At 46.5% G+C, this 18,289-nt stretch carries 13 protein-coding genes; 1 reads left to right on the top strand and 12 read right to left on the bottom strand.

Going from position 1 to position 18,289, the window contains the following annotated elements; genetic code table 11:
* Positions 1–35 precede the first annotated feature (35 nt).
* The 6 genes from H6F74_RS13650 to H6F74_RS13625 all read right to left on the bottom strand — a co-directional run bounded on the left by H6F74_RS13650 (position 36) and on the right by H6F74_RS13625 (position 5,039).
* Positions 36–464: a TIGR02588 family protein gene (locus H6F74_RS13650; RefSeq protein WP_190441910.1), complete on the bottom strand. Its 429-nt coding sequence runs from the start codon at positions 462–464 to the stop codon at positions 36–38.
* Positions 461–1,342, bottom strand: coding sequence for a TIGR02587 family membrane protein (locus H6F74_RS13645; RefSeq protein ID WP_190441908.1), 882 nt, complete (start codon positions 1,340–1,342; stop codon positions 461–463). The genes H6F74_RS13650 and H6F74_RS13645 overlap by 4 nt, the downstream gene beginning before the upstream one ends.
* A gap of 246 nt (positions 1,343–1,588) precedes the next feature.
* Positions 1,589–2,518: a peptidoglycan-binding protein gene (locus H6F74_RS13640; protein ID WP_190441906.1), complete on the bottom strand. Its 930-nt coding sequence runs from the start codon at positions 2,516–2,518 to the stop codon at positions 1,589–1,591.
* 194 nt (positions 2,519–2,712) lie between these two features.
* The gene (locus H6F74_RS13635) at positions 2,713–3,165 is read right to left on the bottom strand and encodes a nitrate reductase associated protein (protein ID WP_190441899.1); all 453 of its coding nucleotides are present in this window, start codon (positions 3,163–3,165) and stop codon (positions 2,713–2,715) included.
* 238 nt (positions 3,166–3,403) lie between these two features.
* Entirely contained in the window at positions 3,404–3,604 is a 201-nt protein-coding gene (locus H6F74_RS13630) for a hypothetical protein (RefSeq protein ID WP_190441897.1), read from the bottom strand.
* Positions 3,605–3,683: 79 nt separating this feature from the next.
* A complete protein-coding gene (locus H6F74_RS13625; RefSeq protein ID WP_190441895.1) occupies positions 3,684–5,039 on the bottom strand; it encodes a chloride channel protein in 1,356 nt (451 codons plus the stop codon).
* Between the two features lie 777 nt (positions 5,040–5,816).
* Here H6F74_RS13625 and H6F74_RS13620 point away from each other — a divergent pair.
* Complete coding sequence (locus H6F74_RS13620; RefSeq protein WP_206756318.1) at positions 5,817–6,239, top strand: hypothetical protein; 423 nt, start codon at positions 5,817–5,819, stop codon at positions 6,237–6,239.
* A 156-nt stretch (positions 6,240–6,395) separates the two neighbouring features.
* On the opposite strand, the gene H6F74_RS13615 is transcribed toward H6F74_RS13620, so the two are convergent.
* The 6 genes from H6F74_RS13615 to H6F74_RS13590 form a co-directional block, all read right to left on the bottom strand.
* Complete coding sequence (locus tag H6F74_RS13615) at positions 6,396–7,904, bottom strand: NarK family nitrate/nitrite MFS transporter (protein WP_190441891.1); 1,509 nt, start codon at positions 7,902–7,904, stop codon at positions 6,396–6,398.
* A 768-nt stretch (positions 7,905–8,672) separates the two neighbouring features.
* Positions 8,673–10,895: a nitrate reductase gene (locus H6F74_RS13610; RefSeq protein ID WP_190441889.1), complete on the bottom strand. Its 2,223-nt coding sequence runs from the start codon at positions 10,893–10,895 to the stop codon at positions 8,673–8,675.
* An 85-nt stretch (positions 10,896–10,980) separates the two neighbouring features.
* Entirely contained in the window at positions 10,981–12,549 is a 1,569-nt protein-coding gene (locus H6F74_RS13605; RefSeq protein WP_347269519.1) for a ferredoxin--nitrite reductase, read from the bottom strand.
* A 390-nt stretch (positions 12,550–12,939) separates the two neighbouring features.
* Positions 12,940–15,153 carry a nitrate reductase gene (locus H6F74_RS13600; protein ID WP_190441886.1) on the bottom strand — a complete coding sequence of 738 codons (2,214 nt, stop codon included), beginning with the start codon at positions 15,151–15,153 and terminating at the stop codon, positions 12,940–12,942.
* 122 nt (positions 15,154–15,275) lie between these two features.
* Positions 15,276–16,136, bottom strand: a complete 861-nt coding sequence (locus tag H6F74_RS13595; RefSeq protein ID WP_190441884.1) for a nitrate ABC transporter ATP-binding protein — start codon at positions 16,134–16,136, stop codon at positions 15,276–15,278.
* A 51-nt stretch (positions 16,137–16,187) separates the two neighbouring features.
* Positions 16,188–18,188: a nitrate ABC transporter ATP-binding protein gene (locus H6F74_RS13590; protein ID WP_190441876.1), complete on the bottom strand. Its 2,001-nt coding sequence runs from the start codon at positions 18,186–18,188 to the stop codon at positions 16,188–16,190.
* Positions 18,189–18,289 lie beyond the last annotated feature (101 nt).

Raw genomic sequence — 18,289 nt, 5'->3', positions numbered from 1 at the left:
TAACAAGGCGATTTAAAGCTGGCAATAATTAATTTTTAGGGTAATTTGTAGCTGGCAACTCGCAAGACTAATTCCCCTTCTCGCGGGTTGCGGCTAAAGATAAATGCGCCTTCTTCTTTTTCACCACCGGAGAGAAAGTCGATATTCTGTTCGCCAGTTTCCTCCACTTCCCCATTGACGCGCAACTCTGCAATAATTTGCACTGATTCGGCTGTTTCTCCGCCAGAGTTGGTAATTTCAAATGGTACGTAAAATTGCCCTTGAGCTTGCCTAATTTCAGCGTTGGGCGTGACTGATAGAACTGGTGGACGATCTTTATCGTTAACCCAATTATAAAGCAGCAGCCCGACCAGCGCCGCCAAAATAGATGTAGCTATACCAAAAGTAGTCCATTCCGCAGGCGATCGCTGCGGTTGCTTTTCCTCTTTTTCTGATGAATTGCTGTCTTGATTTGTCTGAGTCATACTGCTAACCTTCCGGCAGCACCGCCAATCGTTGCTGGTAGTCCTAGTAATAATATGTAGCTCAACCAAGTTTGCCACGGATCGTCAAAGCTTAACTTGTGGAAGAACCACAACATCAATGTTGCGGCAAAAAGCGACACTAAATAGGACATAACAGTTTCACTGAGGGGGCGCTGAAAAAGACCCCGCTGCTTGATGCGCTTGGCTTCACCAGTAAAACCAGCCTGAAACACGATGCCATAAGAAATCAGCAGCGATGCGGCGATAATAGCCAGTTGCCAAAGGGGTGAGGAGGCGGCGGCAAGCATTGGTACTTCGTCAGTCGGCGCAATATTAAAACCAATGATGGTGGCACCGATTAAAGTGGCACCGATGTCTGCAAGAGTGGCATTGATGCTGGTTTGGTTTGCAGATGGAGGTGTATCTTGACCATCTGAAGCCTGATAGCGATCGCCACTCAACAAGGAACGAGAAAGCGCCACGCCTAGCGAAAAGGGGATACCCTCGAAAATCGCTTTTCCCACCGCCTCACTCAACGAGGTATCCTGGGTGATTTCGCGCAACAAAATCAGGATAATAGTAGCGCAGACGATGCCGATAGCGATCGCTTCCACGCTATCCATCAGTGCATCACTTGCTTTAATTCCCTTGGTTTTGCGGAATCCTTCGGTACGATTTAGCAGAAGAACTCCAAAAAAACTGGATGCGATCGCCCCCAAAAGTACGGGCGGTTTGGTAAACGATCCTATCCACCAAACTTCCATCGTATACAGCAGCGGAATTCCAAATAAAAACCCACCCGCTGCGCCCCGAATTAGGTCGTTGCATTCCTTCGACCATATATTTTCGGGTTTACGTTTTCGAGCGTGTTTGTACATGATGAAAATTTTAAAAAATGCTGCCTCTAAATGGCATCCACTTTTAGGTATAGGGTGCGGTATTCGCAACTTAACATCGCACCTAAATTTTAAATAAAACTCTAATATTTAGATTTATTCCTCGTTCCCCACTTACCTTAATAACGAAGGTTGTGAGGCTTTGTATTCTTCTTATAGCCCATACTATTTATAAATTTTTATTAATTAAAATTCCGTAGGGCGAGCATTGCCCACCCTACTTAATTATTACTTTTGGTTACGCCATTTTTTGGCAAACTCTTCCAGCGTTGCTTGGGGAATTTGCGTTTGCAGCCACTCCATCGCCTCATCTTGGTGAGGCAATCCCTGGTAATATTTACACATATTAACCAGATTAATTGGAGGGGGTGTAGCAGGTTTTGTTAACGCATTCCAAGTAGTAGTACCAACAATTCCATCAGCCTTGAGTCCTTGCGACTTTTGAAAAGCAATTACAGCGGTTTCTGTCCCGCTACCAAAACTCCCGTCAATTGGGCCAGGATTAAAGCCTCTGTCTTTCAACAACTGCTGCAACTCTTTTACTTTTGCACCACTAGATCCTACCCTTAAAGAATCATCACTTAGCGGCACACCCCCTGTAGACAACTTTTGGCGCACAGCTTGACGTAAACGTGGTAGTTGAGCATATAGCCAATCCCCAGGACAATCAGTAGCAGAAAAGTCTCGATGTCCTTTGATATTGTCAGGAGAAATTTTGCAGGAATCGCAAATAGAAACACATAATTCCACTAAGCTATTCCATTGTTTTTCGCCCATTTGGTAGGTCATGAACCTGCCTTCATTTTCTATCCCTGGTGATTCGTTACCAACCGGGTTGCCAGAATGAGCTGATTTAACGCACAAACCCCGCTTTACTTTTGCTAAAGAACCCTGTCTTCCTTCTAAAAGAATGCCCCCAGTTGTGTTTAAAAAGTTGTGACCGGAATCATCCCATCCAAAAACATCCATATGTGTATTCTGGACACTTTTGGCAAATCTTTTAGCTCCATCCACAGTTGCTTTCGAGATATCACTTGGGGAATTTGGTGTATCGGTGTGGTGGATAATGACGTATTTAGGAACTGTTTCGGCGGCCCACTTTTTAGGAGGTCTGGCTCCCCATTCTTGGGCTGAAATGACGCTAGCGGTGAAAGGCATTTTGATACTTCCTCTAATGCTTACTGGCAGATGAATTACGAGTAGTAGGGCAGGCAAAAGCCCACCCTACAAGAACATTATTTGAAGGTGCAACGCCAGAATAAGAGCGTAAATGCACTCTAAGCGCCTCATTCTTAACCAAATAATTATGCTGTAGCAAGGTTGGAGGAAGATTTTTTACATTTCTTGATGCCTTACATTAGGTGAAATTCTTTGAGTGCTGGTAAAAAGTTCATGTTTTCGTGACTGGGGCGACTGAGTTTAATTAGGGCAAAGCGTTGTGCGGGAGTCAAGGCTGCCCACTGTTGGCGTGTCACCGTTACCCCTAATTCAGCGGCTTTTTCCTGAATGGTATCTGGCACGTTGATTGCATCCGTCCAGGGAGGGTGAGGTTCTACTGGCAAGTCAGTTGGGGGAATGCCTGTGTGTTCGATAACGCGCTGGTGGAGAAATTGGCGATATGCTTGAATTTCGTCTGGTGTGGTGCAGGGCATATCTACCACAGATTGACGCTCAACTTGGCTAAATTGGTGCCAGTGCGGTAATTTTAATTTTACGCCGCAAGTGTCTAATTTCATCCGCACTTGCATGGGAATGCAGCGTAAGGAGTCTACGAAGTCTGCTTCAAATTTAAAGAAATCAGCCATTTGATTTTAGATTTTGGATTTTGGATTTTGGAGCCGTTTTTGAGGAGATTAACTCTTCCCAAAACATCGCGCGCGTGATTTTGCGAACATCGGATTTGTTCGTTGCTCCGACGATTGATTCTAAAACTGAAGTTAAGAATAATTGTAAGGTTAGGAAGCCACCCCCGTGCGTGGGTTTCCCGCGTTGAGGGGCGTGGCGTTTGAGAAACTAATAGCAATTCACTTTTTTACCGCTAAGCTAATAGCTTTTCTTAGTCCCCTGTCTTGCCCGAAGATTTGGGTAAGTCCCTACAGTCACATTTCGGGCAGTTTTGTAGTAAGAGTTAGGTGCTATACATCTATAGGGAATACGGATATGGCATTGCCATATCCCTACCAAGGTGGGCTGAACGTCATAACCGGGATATATTCCACCCATGCGATACATCTGTAAGGACATGGCAATGCCATGTCCCTACCAAGGTGACAAAAACAAAAGAACCGCGATATATTCCACCCGACTGAGAAACGCTACATTCTTAAGTATTTGCAATGCCAGCAGCTAATCTTACTTCCGGGGATTCTCCGCCAAAGACAGTACGCGATCGCTGCGTTTTAATCAATGATACTTGGGTGGTCAACAGGAAACTCACAAAACTGGCGATTACCAGCACCGGAACCATCGCTGTATCGGAGAGTACGCCCAAAATTACAGTGGTACTGATGGGCGTTTTTGTCACCGCCACATTCACCGCCGCCATCATGCAAATCATTCCAATTGTCGGATGGATTTCGGGGAAAGCCAGTGAAATAGCTAAACCCACCGCCGCACCAATGTAAAACAGCGGAAAGATGAATCCACCCCGGAAACCAGAGTGCAGGGTGCAACATACCGCTAACATTTTCGCAAAAGCGATCGCAAGCAACATTGTCATCCCAAAAGTAGAACCTGTTTCAACGACGGTTTGAATTTCTTTCTCGCCAAAAAACAGCGTTTGGGGGAAAACCAATGCAATCAAACCAATTGATAATCCTCCCAGCGTGGCCAGTAGAATCGTCTGGTGTCGCAGGTACTCACTCAGATGTCCGATCATCCGGAATAGATAAATAAAGATGACAGCAATTAGCGCCCCTAATATTCCTAGCATTGCACCCTGAGCTAAATTAGTTAGGGACAGTTTCGGAATAGCAGCAAAGTGGTACATCCCACCAATCGTTAACCCGGTATTAAACCGAAACACAACAAAGCTCAAAATCGCTGAAAGTACGGCTGGGATTAGGGCTTCGTAGTATTCCAAGCCTCGACGATGGGGAAGTTCCAAGGCGAAGAGTGCGCCACCAAGAGGCGCACCGAAGAAGGCTCCAAGGGCAGCGCTCATCCCGCAAAAGGTTAGCACGCGGGTTGCTGTCAGGGTCAGATGGAGCTTTTGACCAAGCCAACCGCCAAAACTGCCATTAATCTGTACAAGTGGGGCTTCTGGGCCAGCGCTACCGCCTGCGGTAATCGAAAATAATGATGCTAGAATCATCGCTGGAGTTTGGCGCACAGAAATTCGCCCTGGATCGTGTACTTTATCGACGACAAAGGAAACTTCACCGGGAAGTCCCATTAAGTGCAGCGTGACACCAACCAGAAATCCGCCAATGGTAGTGGCAATCCACACGTAATTCCATGCGGGGAAATTGCTGGGGAAGTAGGGGTTGAGAACATCAGGAAGTGTGTGCCAGACAAAATGTAAACTTCCTTCCAGCACGTAGTAGTAAGCAGTTGCAACTAATCCTCCAGCAATGCCAATTACTGCGGCACAAAGGATTGTTTGCTGGTAGGTAAGTTCGCGATCGCTACTTTGTAGCGTCTCGGCCGCCATTGTTTGAGATTGAGCATTTGATGACATGAAATATCCTCAATTTTAGTAGCCATCGAATCAGAATTTCTCGTTTCTAGTTGGAGACAAAGAACCAGGGGAAAAATTGCTAATGCCCGATTATTGCTGCATCGTCTAGGAAATCTTCCTAATTAAGTGTCTAGGGTTCTTTGAGAAGAAATCCGCTGTTTCTCCCCAGATAGTTGGGAGGATGTCCCAGAAGTGTCAATTAGCTTGATACTCCCAGCCCCCGTTTCAAGGGGAGAATCAAGTCTTAGTCCCCCTTTTTAAGGGGGATGCAAGGGGGATCTCCACCGTCTAAGCGTGTGGATTATGACTTTTCAGACATCCTCTGAAATAATGAATGGCCTTTTTCAAATCTCTAGACAATTAAACCTACCCAAGCAGTAAAAGTGAAAATGTATTGAAAGTAGCTTTTAGCGCTGAAGTTAAAAATAGATGACATAACCCAGATGCAAGTTTGGCATCCTGGTTAGCTCAAACCGCATTTTCCACAGACGCGATCGCTTCCCAAACCCAATACTGGATTAAGACTCGCTCCCGCCTAGCCTTTTCATCACTAGCCGAGATGCATTGTTAGCAAGCCTTCGAGATCGAGGCAAGTCCAAAATTGCCCCGATCTGGTGATGAATGTCTTGTCCCACAAATGTACAATAGTATCAATGACTACAAAATACTTTTAAAATTTGTGCAACGTGGAAGGCAGGGAAAATGGTTTTAGGTATAACACAAGCACGGTTTAACGCTTCCAGCTTGTCGAACAGCCCAACAGGGTTTCAATCAGCTATGAAATTCAAACTTAATTTTCTAGCTGCGTGTTTAACGGCTTCGGGATTGCTTGCTTGTGCGAGCGCATCTGCGGCTAGCGTGGAGCCGGTTGTAGATGCAGAACAGGTACAGCATTTATCCTGTGTAAAACAGGGAGAGCGTTTGCTGTGCGAGGTGGAAAAGACTAGCGATCGCGCTTCGGCTCCCAAGCAAGCAGCTGAAAGCCTAAAATCATCTACTGTCACTATTAATTTGCAAATGCTTACTCCCCAAGAGCAAGAGTCACTTGCAAATATCCTTCTCTGGCTTACCTATTTTATTCTTGGTGGAGCTTGTGTAGGGGTAGTGTTGTATGACAAGTATTGCCTTCATCGCGCTACGGCTCTGACTCAGAAAATACAGGTTTTGGAGAAGTTGTGGAAGCAAACTAGCCAAAATTAATCTCTTGGTAGCAAAGATGAGAAGGTAAAGCCGCCTCATCCTCGCTACTAAGCTCAACCTGGTAATAAGAGGAAAGCCCGCGCACCATCCGGGCTTTGTTTGTGTAGCCACACCCTAGAAGAGTGTGGGTGTATATTTGCTAGGTAGAAGTTGAAATTAATGTCGTTCCTGTTCGTGGGAAAACACTTCAGTTTTTGGAGATAAAACTTCTGCTTCTTCACCTTCATGAGAGCCTTCCGGTTCTTTGAGGAAGAATGCACAAAAACTAGCTGCAATTAAGCCAATTAAGCCTAGCATCTGGAAAAAGATGCGATCGCCCGCAGCGCCTTCAGGCAACAAGCTATATACAGTGAGGAAAACCACCGCCCCCACATTGCCGTAAGCACCGACGTTACCAGCAATTTGTCCCGTCACTCGCCGCTTAATCAGGGGGACAATCGCGTAAGTTGCCCCTTCTGCTGCCATCACAAAGAAGGAAGCAATCATGGTCATAATTACTACAACCAAAAGCGGTATATTACCACCCAAACTGCTAAATACTAAATACCCAATTCCGGTGCCTGCGAGTGTCGCCGCCAGCGTCCATTTCCGGCTGCCGATTTTGTCAGAAATTAAACCACCACCCGGACGAGCTACTAAGTTCATAAATGCGTAAGTTCCAGCAACTGCCCCGGCGATTGCCGCAGTTAAGCCAAAGCTTCTTTGAAAAAATGTAGGCAGCATGGAAACAACTGCAAGCTCAGAACCAAAACAAGCAAGGTAAGCCAATTGTAAATTAGCTACTTGAGAAAATTTGTAACGTTCTTCAGCAGGATATCGTTTTGTACCATTCATCAATTTCTTATTGGCTTTCCAGCAATTGTAAGCCTGGAACGCATATAAGCAAGCCAGCAGAAACCAAGTGGTATACAGTTGCGTATTGTTGATGAAGTTAACTCGATTTAAACGCCAAGCGATTAAGCCCAAAACCCCCACTAAGGGAATGTTCATCAGCATCATAAACCAGAAATCTTTCTGGGTTGTGACTTCCATCCCCGCGCTGCTTTCTGGGCGCTCATAAACTTTGCCGGGGGGTGTATCTTGGACGTTAAAGTAATAAATTACCCCGTAAATGGCGGAAACAATTCCGGTGAGAGCGATCGCAAACCGCCAGTTAACTTGACCCGCATTTAAAAAGGCGACGGCGGCGGCAATAGTCGGTAAAGTGAACGCAGCACCCGCCGACCCAAAGTTACCCCAGCCGCCATAGATGCCTTCCGCTAAGCCAATTTCTTTGGCAGGAAACCACTCCGCCACCATTCGGATACCAATCACAAAGCCACACCCGACAATACTCAATGCCAAGCGGCTATAAACTAATTGTTCAAAGTTCTGTGCCAAGGCAAACGCTAAACAAGGTATGGCAGCATAAACTAGCAGGCATGAATAGGTAATCCGAGGGCCAAAGCGATCTAATATCATCCCCACAATAATTCTGGCTGGAACTGTGAGAGCGACATTACAAATAGCCAAAGTTCTAAGTTGTGCTTCCGTTAAACCCAAGTCTGCTTTTACTGCCGTGGCAAATGGGGCAAAGTTAAACCAAACCACAAATGTCAGAAAGAAAGCAAACCAGCTCAAGTGTAAGATGCGGTATCGACCGCTAAATGACCATATTCCAGACATTTAAAAATCTCCTTTTTTAAACAAAGTACAACAGTCTTACTGTCACAACTAGACTGGGTATAAACTTAGTCAAAACAAAGCTTTTTTTTACCCGAAAACTAATTTTGAATGCTTAGGCTTTCTTTAATTGTTCAATATCAAATTTCTAGGGATTTGAGCTGAAATGCAGGTAATTGATTTCATTTTGTTCGAGAGAAGGCTTTCCTGTTAGATTAATTAGGTTTGTGTAGGATTTTCGTATACTCTGTTACCAAAGTTCAATTTATTTTTAAATCTCTTTTATTTGGATAATTGAATTTATTTTTATAATTATTAGTTAATCCAATATTGCAATTCACGCAACCATTGGATGCAAAAAGTGCCTAATGCGTTGTGGTATACAATCCAAAAAACGCAACTTGTGTTATCACAACAAGTTGGCGCGTCCGAAGCGATCGCGTCCCTAAATATCGCCTAATTTATAATCCAATACAGTTCACTGAAAGCTAAAAATCCCAACCCTAGTTAGAGAATGGTTGAACAACGTGAAACCTAACAGCACTCATGAATTCCTTGGGTTTCCTTCTCACTCAACCATTCCCCACGACCTAATCAGGGTTATAGGATACCAACGGCATCCGTTCCAAGAGCTTAACTTACAATTAATCTTGAAATAATAGAAAAGTTGCAACTATTTTGATGTTTTTGTTAACTCATATCTTCCACCTGCCCTACCGTTTTTATTTTGATGCCATCTTTCCCTCCATTGCGGAGGTAAAAGACTTTTCCTCAAACCGAAATTGGTGGAGAAAAAGTCTCAGAGTAAGCCTTTGACGGCAGATACTCAGATGAATCCATCAGGGTTGCAACGGGTACAAGTTGCACCGCACAAGCTTTTAACTCTGGTTGCAAGGATTGAGGACAAGAGACTGGATGGGTAAGGGCGTTGGCTTCGGCCTTGTCTGCCCAAAGATAGCCCCAGTGTATGGGGACAAAGACCGTTCCGGGGCAAATTGTCTTTGTGACTTTGGCTGGAAATCGGGATGTACCGCGACGACTTCGGACTTCTAGCAAATCGTTCTCCTGAATACCCAGCTTTGTAGCATCACGCGGATGAATCTCAATAAACGGATTCGGGTGCATCTGCCGAATTTTCTCAATGCGTCCAGTACGGGTTTGAGTGTGCCAATGTCCGTAAAGTCTGCCAGTGGTGAGGACAAAGGGATAGTCTGGATCTGGTGGTTCTGCTAAACCCCGCGAATGATGGGCAACAAAATGCGCCCTTCCATCAGGCGTGGAAAAACGGGAATTTGTATACAGCCTTTTCACCGCGTTGGGTAAAGATTTGGGTTCTTTTTTGTCTGGTTCGGGCCATTGTATAGGGCCTTGTGCTGCCAATCGTGCATGACTGATGCCAGTTTGTTCGCAGACGCGATCGCGTGTCAACTGCACAAACTCGGCATAAACTTCCGCTGAAGAAGTAAAAGCAAACTGTTCAGCAAATCCCAAGCGACGACCGACTTCTGCAAAAATTTCCCAATCTGCCCTCGCCTGTCCTACTGGTGGACGGAAAGCTGGACAAAGCGTTACTACTCGCTCAGAATTGGTCATCGTGCCAGTTTTTTCGCCCCACTGGGCTGCTGGTAACAAAACGTGAGCAAATTCGGCGGTTTCTGTGGGATAGTAAGCGTCTTGGTAAACAGTAAAAGGCGAAATCTTGAGGGCGGCTTTTGTCCGTTCCAGATCCGGCATACTCACCGCTGGGTTAGTCGCCGCAATCCACAAAAATTCTACTTCTCCCGTCTCTAATCCAGTAATAATTTCCCAAGCGCTGCGACCGGGAACGGGCGAAATTTTCCCAGGTTGTAATCCCCAAAACTGCTCAACTTCGGTTCTGTGCTGCTCATTTTTTACCAAACGATACCCAGGCAAAAGATGCGCTAAACCGCCAACTTCCCTTCCCCCCATCGCGTTCGGCTGACCTGTCAGCGAAAAAGGGCCGCTTCCGGGAAAGCCAATTTGACCAGTCATGAGGTGCAAATTGATCAGACTGCACACTTTGGCGGTACCTTCTGAAGACTGGTTTAAACCCATAGTCCACATAGACAGCACACGCTTCGATTCAGCCCAAGCTTTTGCGGCTGTTATCAAGTCATGAGTAGAAATACCGCATCGTTCAGCGACTACTTCCGGCGGATAGTGCTGAATTAACTCAGTGTAGGATGGAAAACCTGTGGTGCATTCGTCTATAAATTCGATGTTGAGGCGGTTCCAGCGCAGCAGTAGATAAGCAATACCATTGAGTAGATCGATGTCTGTACCTGGTCGAATTGCCAGATGCAAATCTGCGGCTTCAGCTGTAGTGGTGCGGCGCGGATCGACCACAATCATTTTGACATTATTGTTTTGTTTGTGGTGTTTCCGCAGTCGGTTGAAGATAATCGGGTGACATTCTGCCGTATTGGAACCGATGATAAAGGCACAATCTGTTAATTCCAGGTCTTCGTAGCAACAGGGGGGGCCGTCTGAACCTAAGCTGTAATAATACCCGGCTGTGGCGGAAGACATACACAGGCGCGAGTTGGTATCAAAGTTATTAGTACCCAAAATACCTTTAAAAAGTTTTTGGGCAAGATAATAGTCTTCCGTGAGGAATTGGCCAGAACCATAGAGGCAGATTGCATCTGCACCAGAAGTATCGCGCACAGTTTTAATGCGGCTTGCGATCGCATCTAAGGCTTCGTCCCAAGAAGCGCGACGGAAAGGTTCATCCAGGGAATCGCGCATCATTGGATACATCAGTCGGTCTTTACTGATAGACTCTGTAACTGTGGCTCCTTTGACACATACCATACCCTGACTCGAAGGATGAGCGCGATCGCCCCGAACTTTCCAGACAGGATTGCCTTTACTATCTCGATTCGTTTCCCGGTTAGCTTGGGCTGGCGGAGAAACTTCTAAACCACACCCAACACCACAGTAAGGGCAGAGCGTTTTGATTAAATCACTCATATTATTAGTTATTTGTTATTGGTAATTAGTCATTTGCTAATGGCTAATGGCAGTTAAGAATTACCTATTACCCATTAGCAACAAACTAATGACTAAGAACTAATGACTGCTTAGGTTTTGCCCCAAAGTGTTCAACCAACAAATCTCGCAGCACTGGCTTAAGCTCGTCGCAGGGAATCGATTTCATCACCCGGCTACCAAGTTCAGCTTCATAGCCAACTTTTCCGCCCATCCAGATATCGACGGCTTCGACGACTTTGCCATTTTTGCGTCCCTTTGTTCCCATCAACCCAATATCTGCCACTTGCGGTTGACCGCAAGAATTGGGGCATCCCGTCCAGTGAATTCGTATTGGTTGAGGTAAAGTTAATTCTGCTTCCAAGGCTTTAACAAAAGCCAAAGCGCGGTTCTTGGTTTCTATTAGTGCAAAGCCGCAGAATTGACTTCCTGTGCAGGAAACTAACCCGCGCATCAAGTTTTCTGGATCGAGTGGAAAACGTTCTAAAAGTGGTTCTTTTAAAAACGCTTCCATACGAGTATCGGGGATATTGGGAATAATCAAATTTTGCTCTACTGTAAACCGAATTTCCCCACTACCATACACTTCGGCAATTCTGGCTAAGTCAAACATATCTTGGGCATACATCCGACCGACGGGAATATGTAAACCCACAAAGTTTAATCCAGGTTGCTTCTGTTTATAAACGCCGATGTAATCTTTCTTTTCCCACAGAAATTCATCTTTTTCAGCAGCCGATTGTAAAGGTATAGTTCCCTTAACTTCACCAAAGCGTTTTTCTATCTCTTCTCTAAACTTCTCAATTCCCCATTTATCAATCAGATACATCAGCCGCGACTTTTGCCGATTTGCCCGAAGTCCGTGGTCGCGGTAAACTTCTAAAATTGCTCGACTCAAAGCCACCACGTCTTCTGGTGGAACCCAAGCATTCATGGGAACTGAAGCTTCGTAACGTTTGGGTGAGAACATCCCGCCGACGATGACATTAAAGCCGATGGTGTCGTTTTTGTAAGCCGGGATGAAACCAATATCGTTAAGTTCGGCGTGAACTGAATTGTCACGACAACCTGCGATCGCAATATTAAATTTTCTTGGCAAATTCGTAAACTCTGGATTCCCTTTGCCCATATTAGTGATCATGTCCTGCACCATGCGACACAATCCTCGCGTATCGATCAATTCATCTGGATCGATTCCTGCTAAAGGTGAACCCGTAATATTCCGAACATTGTCCACACCAGATTGAACCGATGTTAATCCAGCTTGTTCTAATTTTCGATAGATGTCTGGTACATCTTCAAGGCGTATTTGTCGCAGTTGAATATTTTGCCGTGTGGTGATATCAGCGTTTCCCTCATCTCCGTAATGCTGCACAATTTCAGCAAAAACTCGCATTTGATAGGTACTTAAAATCCCATTCGCCAGCCGCATCCGCAGCATAAATTTGCCTGGTGTCACTGTGCGGTAAAACAAACCCAAAACCCGCAACCGATAGTCTCTATCGGCTTCTTCCATCGCTTCCCAGCCAATCTCAGCTAAATAATCTAGTTCTTGCTTTAATACCAGACCATCTTTTTCGGATTTAATCCTTTCAAATTTGTTTTGGGTTGGTGTTGCTTCGCCTGCATTTGTCAAATTTTCAGATGATTCGACGGTTGCTGGGGAGCCGTTCGCTTCCACCTGAGCTTTACCTACCTTTCCTGGTACTTCGGTTGCTTCCGTCATAAGTTTTAGCCTCGTTGCATATTATGTCTGTAGCGAGCGCACGACTCGCCTCAACAGCTATTTATCGGACAATCTAGCCAGATTTTTATCTAACCTTATGCCCTCTTATGCCAGGAATCGGTAGACTTTGCTACAGAAGATGCCTATTTACTCAGAACCCCACCTTTTGAAATATTTATAATTTTTTAACTCTTTCTTTTGGAAGATTGCTAAAATCTTTAAATGTGTGCTTTTCTCCCTCAGCGCCCTCAGCGGTTCGTTCCACCAAAAAGGACTAATTTTTCACAAATTTCTACCAAGCTAAACTCGTGAAGAAAAAGCCGGAGATTTAGTGTCACAACGTAAATAACCTCCCTCAGATTTTTGGGCAGCAACAGGTACAAGTTTCACGGCACAAGCCTTTAATTCTGGTTGCAGCGAGTCGGGACAGGATATGTGATGAGTCAGGGCATTAGCTTCTGCCTTGTCTGCCCAAAGTGCGCCCCAGTGCATCGGGACAAAGACAGTTCCGGGAGAAATTGCTTTTGTTACTTTAGCTGGAAAACGAGAGGTGCCGCGACGAGTTTGCACTTCCACCAAATCATTCTCCTGAACATCTAAATTGGCAGCATCGCGGGGATGAATCTCAATAAATGGATTCGGGTGCATCTGCTTGATTTTATCAATCCGTCCCGTGCGGGTTTGGGTGTGCCAATGGCCGTAAAGTCTGCCTGTAGTTAGGACATAGGGATAGTCTGGATCTGGTGGTTCTGCCAAACCGCGTGAATGGTATGCCCCAAAACGCGCCCGTCCATCAGGCGTAGGAAAACGCCCATCTGTATATAACCGCTTCACAGCTGGAAGTGTAGATTGCTTTTCCTTTGGGAGGGGCCATTGTAGGGGGCCTTGTGCTGCTAGTCGTGCGTGACTGATGCCACTCATATCGCAGACGCGATCGCGTGTTACCTGAGCATATTCGTCATAAACTTCAGCTGAGGTAGAGTAGGGAAATTTGTCGCCAAAGCCCAGTCGCAGTGCTACTTCCACAAAGATTTTCCAATCGGCTTTCGCTTCACCAGGAGGAGTGCGAAACGCCTTACATAAAGTGACAACTCGCTCAGAGTTAGTCATTGTCCCAGTTTTTTCGCTCCACTGCGCCGCAGGAAGCAGGACGTGAGCAAATTCGGCAGTTTCCGTGGGGTAATATGCGTCTTGGTATACCGTAAAAGGCGATCGCATTAACGCTGCCTTAGAACGTTCCAAATCGGGTAAACTCACAGCCGGGTTAGTTGCTGCAATCCAGAGCATTCCGACATCACCAGTTTCCAGACCCGTGATGATGTCCCACGCCGCCAAACCTGGAACAGGCGAAATCTGTCCGGCGGGAAGTTGCCAAAATTCTTCTAATTCGGCGCGATGTTGGGGATTTTTTACCACTCTATAGCCTGGTAGGATGTGGGAAAGTCCCCCAGTTTCCCGTCCGCCCATCGCGTTTGGCTGGCCTGTCAGGGAAAAAGGGCCGCTCCCCGGTTTACCAATCTGAGCAGTCATCAGGTGCAGATTAATAATAGTCCGTACCTTGGCAGTCCCTTCCGAAGACTGATTCACGCCCATCGACCACATAGACAGCACGCGCTCAGAATCAGCCCAGTAGCGAGCAGCTGTTTCCAGTTCCTTTACCAATATGCCGCAGCGTTTGGCGACAACTTCCGGCGGATAGTGCTGAATCACCTCAGCATAAGCCGGAAAATTGGAGGTGCATTCGTCAATGAAAAAACTATCAATTCTGCCCCAACGCATCAACAGGTGGGCGATACCGTTGAGTAAATCAATATCAGTCCCAGGTTTTATCGCTAAATGTAAATCTGCTGCTTCCGCTGTGGTGGTTTTTCTGGGATCGACCACAATCATTTTCACCTTAGGATTTTTCTTGTGGTGTTTCCGCAGGCGGTTAAAAATAATTGGGTGACATTCTGCCGTGTTGCTACCGATGATAAAGGCACAATCGGTTTCATCTAAATCTTCGTAGCAGCAGGGAGGGCCATCGCTTCCAAAGCTCTGCGAATAACCCGCCACGGCGGAGGACATACACAAGCGAGAATTGGAGTCAAAATTATTAGTACCCAGACACCCTTTAAGGAGTTTCTGAGCAACATAGTAATCTTCTGTTTGCAGTTGTCCAGAGCCATACATACAGACGGCTTCTGGCCCTTGAGTCGAGAGAACGGTTTTAATCCGACTCGCCACCCGATCTAAAGCTTCTTCCCAGGAGGCGCGGCGGAAGGGTTCGTCTAGGGAGTCGCGCACCATTGGATACAGAAGTCGGTCTTTGGACAGAGACTCGGCAACGGTTGCACCCTTGACACACACCATACCCTGACTGGAAGGGTGAGTGCGATCGCCCTGCACTTTCCAGATGGGAGTTCCTTGACTATCCCTATTTACTGCTTTACCTGGTTGTGCTGGAGGTGACACCTCCAGTCCGCAACCAACACCGCAGTAAGGGCAAAGGGTTTTTGTAGTGTCAGTTGTCATTAGTCTGTATTTTATTGCTAATTTAGCAGTCCTATTTGATGGAGAAAATGAACCGCAGAGGCGCAGAGGGCGCAGAGTCAGAGAAGCTATTAGCTATTAGCCATCCTTCAATTAGCCAATGACTATTCATCGTCATGAGCAAATCGGTTATACAGGAAGTCTAGGGCGTAGTTACGCAAGTTGTAGTATTCGGGATTTTCCATGATCTGGGCGCGGTTGCGGGGACGAGAGAAGGGAATATTCAAGACTTCGCCGATTTTCGCTTTTGGGCCGTTGGTCATCATTACTAACCGATCTGCTAGAAACAGCGCTTCGTCGATGTCGTGGGTAATCATTAAGACTGTTACCCGATGTTCCCGCCAAATTGTCAGGAGTTCTTCTTGTAATTCTTCTTTGGTGATGGCATCTAATGCGCCGAAAGGCTCATCTAAAATCAGAACTTTAGGGCGAATGGAAAGGGCGCGGGCGATCGCTACCCGCTGTTTCATGCCGCCGGATAGTTGCGTTGGCTTTTTGTCAGCGGCTTCGGTGAGTCCCACCATCGCCAAATGTTCTTTGACGATGGCGACTTTTTCCTTGTGGGGTTTGTCTGGGAAGACGGAATCTACTGCCAAATATACGTTATCAAAGGCAGTCATCCAGGGCAGGAGACAATAGTTTTGAAACACCATCATCCGATCTGGGCCTGGTTCGCGAATTGTCGCAGTTTGCAGGCGCACTTCCCCATGAGTCGGCTTGTTGAAACCTGACACCATGTTTAACAGTGTGGATTTGCCACAACCAGAGTGACCAATCAGGCAGATGAATTCGCCTTCGTAAACGGTGAGGTTTACCCCATCCAGAACCGTGCATGGCCCTTGGGCAGAAGGATAGACTTTGGAAACATTCTCAATTACCAAATACGGGTCGCGGTTGATTACCGGACTGAAGGCTGACGGGTGAGGACTAACTGATGAGGTGTTGCTGCTGTTTACAGTTTGCATGAGAAGGATGGGGATGAAGGATTACTAATTGTTTTTGCCATCAGCCATTAGCTATTTACTAATAACTAATTGGTCGATGTTGATTTCTTCGATGGTGGTTGGGCGTTTAATTTTGACGCTGTTGAGGTATTCCAGGGGGTCGTCGGGGTTGAAAGTCGTTCCGTCAAACATTTTGATCGGTTCGCGATCGCGTCCAATATCCGTCAACTCTAATTCCCGTGCCGCTTGTCCATAAACGTCCACGCGCCGCACCCGTTCTGTAACGTCTAACCAGTTTTTCGGGAACGGAATAATCCCCCATCGTGCCAGCTGAGTCATCACCCATAGTCCTTCCTCCCGTTCTGGGAAGTTTGCCTTGTCAACAAAGAATTGGTTGTAACGCAACATCATCTCAGGTTCTTCGCCTGTCCCGCGGTCGTAGGGGTCGATAAAGCCGGGACGAATATGTTCTGCGGCAGCACCTACATAATGAGGCTGACAAAGTAATTCCAGAACTTCTTCTCGATGGCGGCGGTCATCGCAGTATTCACAAGCTTCCAGCAGCGCTTTAATTAAAGCTACGTGGGTTTGGGGGTATTTATTTGCCCATTCTTCCTTGCATCCGAGTACCTTCTCCGGATGTCCAGCCCACAGTTGCATATCTGTAGTGATGACAAACCCTAAGCCTTCCTGAACGGCGCGAGAGTTCCAGGGTTCGCCGACGCAGTAACCATCAATGTTTCCAGCTTTTAGGTTGGCTACCATTTGCGGGGGCGGAATCACTGCGATGTTGACATCTTGATCTGGATCTATCCCAGCGGAAGCCAGCCAAGAACGCAACATCAGATTGTGCATTGAAGCTGGATGCACTACCCCGAAATTGTAAACTTTGTCAGGATTTTGGGCGATCGCTCCTTTTAAGTCTGCCAGAGTACGAACGCCTTGATTGTATAATTCCTTACTTAAAGTAATTGAGTTACCGTTGCGGGATAAAGTCAATGCTGTACAAATTGGTACTGGCGGCTTTCCCCCACCACCCAAAGTCATTGACATCGGCATTCCGGCGACCATTTGGGCAGCATCCAGCCGTCCCGTCCCCACACCTTCTGCGATCGCTTTCCAGCTGGGTTCGCGGTTTAAGGTGACTTCCTCTAACCCGTGTTTGGCAAAAAATCCTTTTTCCTTCGCCACTACCAAAGGCGCGCAGTCAGTTAAGGGAATAAAGCCAATTTCCAGATTTACTTTTTCCAACCCGTTGCGGGAAATAGCCATAGGTGCCTGTATCTGGCGCTTCTTGGCTTTTTTCTGCTGGTTGAGGAAGTAAATCATCTCGTTCCGCAACACGTAGTAGCTGGGATGATTCACCACATCCATGCGCCTGCGGGGGCGGGGAATCGACACATCCAGAATTTGCCCGATATGCGCTTCCGGGCCATTGGTCAGCATCACGATTCGGTCTGATAGCAACAGCGCCTCATCCACGTCGTGCGTCACCATAATTGAGGTAACGTGGCTTTCCTCGCAAATTTGCATCAATTTTTCTTGCAAACCGCCGCGTGTCAGTGCATCCAGCGCCCCGAAAGGTTCATCTAACAACAGCACTTTCGGACGCAACGCGAGGGCGCGGGCGATCGCTACCCGCTGCTTCATCCCTCCAGACAGCTGCCCCGGTCGTTTATCAGCCGCTTGCCGCAGCCCCACCATATCAATGTGATGCTCTACAATGCCTTTACGCTCCCCTCTGGGCTTGTTCTGAAATACTTCATCTACCGCCAGAGAGATATTCTCCCGAACAGAAAGCCAAGGTAGCAACGAATAATTTTGGAACACCACCATCCGGTCTGGCCCTGGCGAAGTGATTTGTTTCCCCTCTAAAATCACACCTCCTCTGGTTGGTTTATCTAAACCAGCCACCATATTTAATAAGGTGGATTTGCCACAGCCAGAGTGTCCAATTAAAGATATAAATTCACCCTGTTTAATTTTTAAATCAACATTCCTAAGTGCTACATAAGTGCCACCGTTGGCAAGTGGGTAAATTCTGTCTACGTGGTCGATTTCTACAAAAGACATAGGAATTGGGGATTGGGGATTGGTGATTGGGAGATTGGGGATTGGGGATTGGGATTGGGGATTGGGGATTGGGGATAATTCTTACCTAGTCCCTATTCCCC

It is taken from the genome of Trichocoleus sp. FACHB-90, assembly GCF_014695505.1.
Classification (GTDB): Bacteria; Cyanobacteriota; Cyanobacteriia; order Cyanobacteriales; family FACHB-T130; genus Funiculus; species Funiculus sociatus.
Note: the sequence above shows the minus strand (reverse complement) of the source record. Positions and strands in the feature narration are given on the sequence as shown.